Origin of the sequence: Mesorhizobium sp. M4A.F.Ca.ET.020.02.1.1 (genome assembly GCF_004022645.1) — a bacterium.
In the GTDB taxonomy this organism is placed as follows: Bacteria; Pseudomonadota; Alphaproteobacteria; order Rhizobiales; family Rhizobiaceae; genus Mesorhizobium.
Genome location: NZ_RZOI01000423.1, coordinates 1 through 5,325 on the forward strand (window position 1 = coordinate 1; position 5,325 = coordinate 5,325).

A 5,325-nucleotide genomic window follows, 5' to 3' on the forward strand; every position below is an offset into this window, starting at 1 on the left:
TCGGAGCCAGACGCTTCGGCGACGTTCATCACTGGACTGCCGACGAACTGGGCCACGAACAGGTTGGCGGGATGCGAATAGACCTCGTCCGGCGTGCCAACCTGCTGGATGAATCCTTCATGCATGATGACGATGCTGTCGGCCAGGCTCATCGCCTCGATCTGGTCGTGCGTGACGTAGATCGTGGTCGAACCCTGCTTGATGTGCAGCCGCTTGATCTCGGCCCGCATCTCCTCGCGCAGCTTGGCGTCGAGCGCGCCGATCGGTTCGTCCATCAGCATCGCCTTCGGGCGCCGCACCAGCGCCCGGCCGATCGCCACGCGCTGCATGTCGCCGCCGGATAGCGCCGACGGCCTCTTGCCGAGCAGGTCGGTGATCCGCAGAACCCGGGCGACCTCGCGAACCGACGTGTCGACCTCGCCGCTTCCCATGCGCGTTGCGCGCAACGGAAAGGCGATATTCTCGAACACCGTCATGTGCGGGTAGAGCGAAAACGACTGGAACACCATGGCGATGTCGCGGTCGGCAGCCTTGAGGTGCTGCACGGCCTTGCCGTCGATCAGGATGTCGCCCTGGTCGATCGTTTCGAGCCCCGCAATCGCACGCAGCGTCGTGGTCTTGCCGCAGCCCGACTGGCCAAGCAGCACGATAAACTCGTTGTCGGCGATGGCGAGGTTCAGATTGTGGATGACCTGAACGGCGCCGAAGAATTTCTCGATGCCGCGAAGTTCGATCTGCGTCACTGCCGTGCCCCCTCGTGCATCGCGGCGCCGGTTTCCTCCGGGCGCTCCGGCGCTATCTTTGACGTGATGTTGAAGCCGATCAGGCCGATCAGGATGATCGTCACGCCATAGGAATGCAGGCCGAGGCTCCATGGCTGGCAGAGCGCAATGATGCCCAGCACCATGAGAATCTGCGAGGCCGGCAACAGGTATTTCTGGTTGACCGCGCGAAAACTCATTTGCGGATCGCTCCGAAGGTGACGCCGCGAAGCAGGTGGTTGCGCAACAGGAAGGTGAAGATTGCGACCGGCAGCAGGAACAGGAAGGTGCCCGCGGCGATCGTGGTCCAGTCCGGCAGGCCCGAGCCAATCTGGCTGGGGATGAAGGGCGGCGCCGTCTGGGCGCGTCGGTTGGTCATGATCAGCGCAAAGGCGTACTCGTTCCAGGCTGTGATGAAGCAGAACACCGCGGTGGCAGCGATACCGGTCGCCGCTTCCGGCAGCACGATCTTGAAGAAGGCCTGCATGCGGGTGTAGCCGTCGACCAGCGCCGCCTCCTCGTATTCCTTCGGGATCTCGTCCATGAAGCCCTTCATCAGCCAGACTGAGAAGGACAGGTTGAAGGCGACGTAGAGGATGATCAGGCCGATATGCGAGTCGTTGAGGCCGACCATCCGGTACATCAGGAACATCGGGATCGCCACGACCACCGGCGGCAGCATGCGTGTTGACAGGATGAAGAAGAGAAGGTCCGCCTCGCCTGCGATCTTGAAGCGCGAGAAGCCGTAGGCGGTGAAGGTCCCCATGCCGACGGCGAGCACCGTGCTGATGACCGCCACGATCAGGCTGTTCATGAACCGGTTGGGATACTGCGAAAGCTGCACGTCCTTGCCAACCTTCAGCACCCGCTCGCCGCCGTCATAGATGCGCTTCTCCCACCAGGGCGCGGCCTCGTAGACTTGCGGGTCGACAGGCTTCTGCATCTGCACGCGCTTGGTGAACAGACGGATGAAGGGGGTGACTTCCGGCTGGAAAAGGACGGTGGGCGGCACGCTGACCGCCAACTCCTTCGGCTTGAACGCAGTGGAGGCGATCCAGTAGATCGGCGCGAGGAAGATCAGCGTCGCGATAAGCACCGCAACGATTGCCGCGCGGTTGAGGGCAATCTCGGAAGAAGTGCGGACGGCGGCCATCTCAGCGCTCCTTCACCTTGTTGAGGTACTTCACGTAGAGGTTGGTGATGGCCAGCACCATGATCAGCACGATGTAGGCCAGCGCGCAGGACTTGCCGGTATCCCATTGCTGGAACGCCTGCTTGTAGAGCCGGATCGCAATCAGTTCGGCGGTCGGCTGGGTCGTCATCGTGTAGGCGATGTCGAAGGTCTTGAAGGCTTCCATGGTGCGGAAGATCAGCGCGATCAAAAGAATCGGCGAGACCAGCGGCAAGGTGATGCGGGTGAAGGTGTACCACCAACCGGCGCGGTCGATCGCCGCGGCCTCGTAGAGGTGCTGCGGCACGGCCGACAGGCCGGCGAGCGAAAGCAGCATGACGAAGGGCGACCACATCCAGATATCGGTGATCGCGACGGCGTAGAGCGCGCTGTCGGGGTTGGACAGCCAGGCGAAGTCGCCCAGGCCGAAGACGTAGTTGATCGGGCCCCATGACGGGCTGTAGAGCAGTTGCCAGAACAGGCCGACGACAGCTGCCGACATCATCATCGGCAATAGCAGCAGCGTGGTGATGAGGCCCTTCATCGGAAAGCTGCGGTTGAGCAGCAGCGCGAGGCCGAAGCCAACGATCATCTGGCCGGCCACCGAAACGATGACGTATTTCGCCGTGATGATGAAATTCGACCAGATGTGATCGTCGCTAAGCAGCTCACGGTAATTCTGCAAGCCGACGAACTGCCAAGGCTCGCTCCGGTTCGCCGCGAAGTTCGTGAAGGAATAGCCCAGCGAATAGATCAGCGGGAAGATGTTGAAAACGATCAGGAACACCAGCGTCGGGATGATGAACAGGTTGCGGATGGTCAGATCCGACCAGCCGCGCGCTGCGGCCCTTGAGGCAGGATCGAGATGTGTGAGGGCTACCGAAGCCAACGAGCGTCTCCCTGAAACAGGAATGCCGGAGGGGAAACCCTCCTCCGGCATTCTGAATGTGATGCTTATTTGTAGCGATTGTACTTGGTGAACGTCGCCTTCCATTCGGCGGCGGTCTTGTCGAGCGCTTCCTGGGCGGTGCCTTTCCCGCCGACCACGAACGGATAGATGTTCTGGTTCAGCTGATCTAGCACCTCGGCGTATTCCGGCGTCGCCCAGAAGTCCTTGACCATGAACATCGTGTCATAGAACGCCTTGTTGTAAGGCGTAGCGTTCTGGAACGCTTCCGATTTCAGCACGGCCTGGCTGCAGGTGTAGCCGCCAAGGTCCGCCCACTTCTTCTGGGTCTCGTCCTTGATGAACCACTCCAGGAACTTCGTCGCCTCTTCCTGGTTCTTCGAGTACGAGACGATGGAAATTCCCTGGCCGCCGAGAGCGGCGAAGCGCTTGCCGTCCGGGCCGGCCGGATTGGCGAAGAAGCCGGTCACGTCGGCGTACGGGTTGGTGGCCTTGTTTACCAGCGGCGGGAAGAAGGCGAAGAAATTCATGCTCATCGCGGCGAGGCCGCCGGTGATCGCCTGGTTGTCTTCCACGAAGAAGGTCTTGCCCCAACCGGGAGGCGTGAACTTGTAGAGTTCCTTGTACATGTCGAGGCCGGCGGCGGCCTCTTTCGAATTGGTGATGCCGTCGACCTTGTAAGTTGCGTAGTCGCCGAGGTCGCCGCCATAGCTGAAGATAGCGCTTTCGACGCCCATCGCCATCGCGTCATAGGAATTGTCGGTGTAGATGGCGACGCCGTACCGCTTCTGGTCCGGACGGTGGAAGAACTCGGCGATGTCGCGCAGCTGCGCATAGGTCTTCGGCACGTCGAGGTCGTAGTTGTACTTCGCCTTGAAGGCTTCCTTCTCCTTCGGATCCTCGAACCAGTCCTTGCGATAGGACCAGCCGATCGCATCGCCTTCAAGCGGGATCGCCCAGTATTTTCCGGAACCGCCAGGGTATTCGGCATAATACTTTACAGTAGCGGGCGCCATCACATCGCCAAGCTTGTGCTTGTTGAAGAAGTCCGTCAGGTCGACATAGTGGCCTTGCGTCGAACCGGCACCAAGCCATTGCGAGTCGCCGACCACCATGTCGTAGGCGTCGCCATGCGCGTTGAACTCGGTAAAGGCCTTGGTCTGGAAATCTGGCCATGGCGTCGTCTGTACGGTGACCTTCACCCCGGTCTCGGCCGTGTAGTCGTTGACGAGTTCCTGCAGATAGTTTGCCGGATCCCATTCCGCCCAGAAGATGGTGAGTTCCTTGTCCTGCGCGTAAGAAGACGTTCCACAGGCGAGCACTAAGCCGATACCAGCAATGACGCTGGTCACTATCTTGCGCATAATGTTTCCTCCCTTGTGCGCATTCTACCGTGTCATGCGAGCCGGCGGCGAGGCCGGCCCTGGTAGTTCCTCCAGTGATGGCACTCTTCCGGTTTGGGCGCCTCCCCGCCCGGCGGAAAAATGGATCGCAGCCCTCACTTTCGATCCGCGTTGTCAGCCTTAATCTGGTATTACCAATTCTAAAGGGACGTCAAGCCCTTTCTTGAGCGATCAGGAACGGTCAGGCAAGCCATTTGCAGCGGTATCTGCCTGTTTTACCTTAATTTTCCTACTCCTTGATACGCGCGGGCCTTGTTTCGATCATCTCATCGGGACTATTATGCATAACTGACTTCGCGATCTGGTCCAACCAGATTTGTGTTATTTTGCGGTTGCCGCCGATGTGGCGTCGCCTTCCGATTCCGCCACGGCCGCCCGCACCAGCGCGCCCGCCGCCCACTGCGCGACCGCCATCATGCGACGACTGTCCAGGCCCCATATGTCCTTCAATACAATCAGCACCTCGACGCCGAACATCAGCGACAGCGCCTGCGCCAGACGCTTGAACTCGCGCGGCGGCAAATGGCCCTTGAGCGGCGCTAACGCATCCTTCAGGAGGTCGATGCGATGCCCGCGCGTGAAGGCCGGCTCATTGCCCAGCGTGCCTGCCTGGCGCCTGGCCCACTGATCCAGCGACAGTTTCAGCGCCGCCTTGAACGTCGCCTCGAAAGCCTCGATACGCGGCATCGCGGTGGCGTAGAGTTCGGCGACCCTGCGCTCCGGATCGTCCGACGCCGAGCGCCAGGTGAGGATAGGGCCGAGCCCCTCATCGACCACTGCCTGCACCAGTGCTGCCTGGCTCGGGAAATATCGATAGGCGGTTGCGCGCGACACTTCGGCCGCCTCGGCGACCTCGCTCACGGAAGGTGTGGCGCCGCCCTGCATCAGCCTGGTGGCCGTCTCCAGCATCAGCCGCCTGGTGCGGGCGCGCGCGCCACGCTCGGCCGCTCGGCCCTCACCGGTGTCGTCGTTCGGCGCGGCTTGTTGACGTGAGACATCCATGTCAATACGATACGCGCGTCTCAAAAAATTGCAATGGTCTTGGTGACCGGGCAACGAGTGGCGGCGGGCGGCGCCCAGACA

The 5,325-nt window shown here is 61.1% G+C and carries 6 protein-coding genes; all 6 read right to left on the bottom strand.

From position 1 onward, the window contains the following. Nucleotides 1–743: ABC transporter ATP-binding protein (locus EN742_RS22935; RefSeq protein WP_148670205.1), on the bottom strand; the 743-nt coding region annotated here is incomplete at its 3' end. Further along, nucleotides 740–961, bottom strand: a complete 222-nt coding sequence (locus EN742_RS22940; protein ID WP_126058202.1) for a hypothetical protein — start codon at nt 959–961, stop codon at nt 740–742. The genes EN742_RS22940 and EN742_RS22935, both read right to left, overlap by 4 nt. After that, nucleotides 958–1,914, bottom strand: coding sequence for a carbohydrate ABC transporter permease (locus EN742_RS22945; RefSeq protein WP_126058201.1), 957 nt, complete (start codon nt 1,912–1,914; stop codon nt 958–960). The genes EN742_RS22940 and EN742_RS22945 overlap by 4 nt, the downstream gene beginning before the upstream one ends. A gap of 1 nt (nt 1,915) precedes the next feature. Continuing rightward, nucleotides 1,916–2,821, bottom strand: a complete 906-nt coding sequence (locus EN742_RS22950; RefSeq protein ID WP_126058200.1) for a sugar ABC transporter permease — start codon at nt 2,819–2,821, stop codon at nt 1,916–1,918. A 65-nt stretch (nt 2,822–2,886) separates the two neighbouring features. Continuing rightward, the gene (locus tag EN742_RS22955) at nt 2,887–4,203 is read right to left on the bottom strand and encodes an extracellular solute-binding protein (RefSeq protein ID WP_126058199.1); all 1,317 of its coding nucleotides are present in this window, start codon (nt 4,201–4,203) and stop codon (nt 2,887–2,889) included. A gap of 360 nt (nt 4,204–4,563) precedes the next feature. Beyond that, on the bottom strand, nt 4,564–5,244 hold the full coding sequence (locus EN742_RS22960) for a TetR/AcrR family transcriptional regulator (protein WP_128333307.1): 681 nt from the start codon (nt 5,242–5,244) through the stop codon (nt 4,564–4,566). Nucleotides 5,245–5,325: the final 81 nt, after the last annotated feature.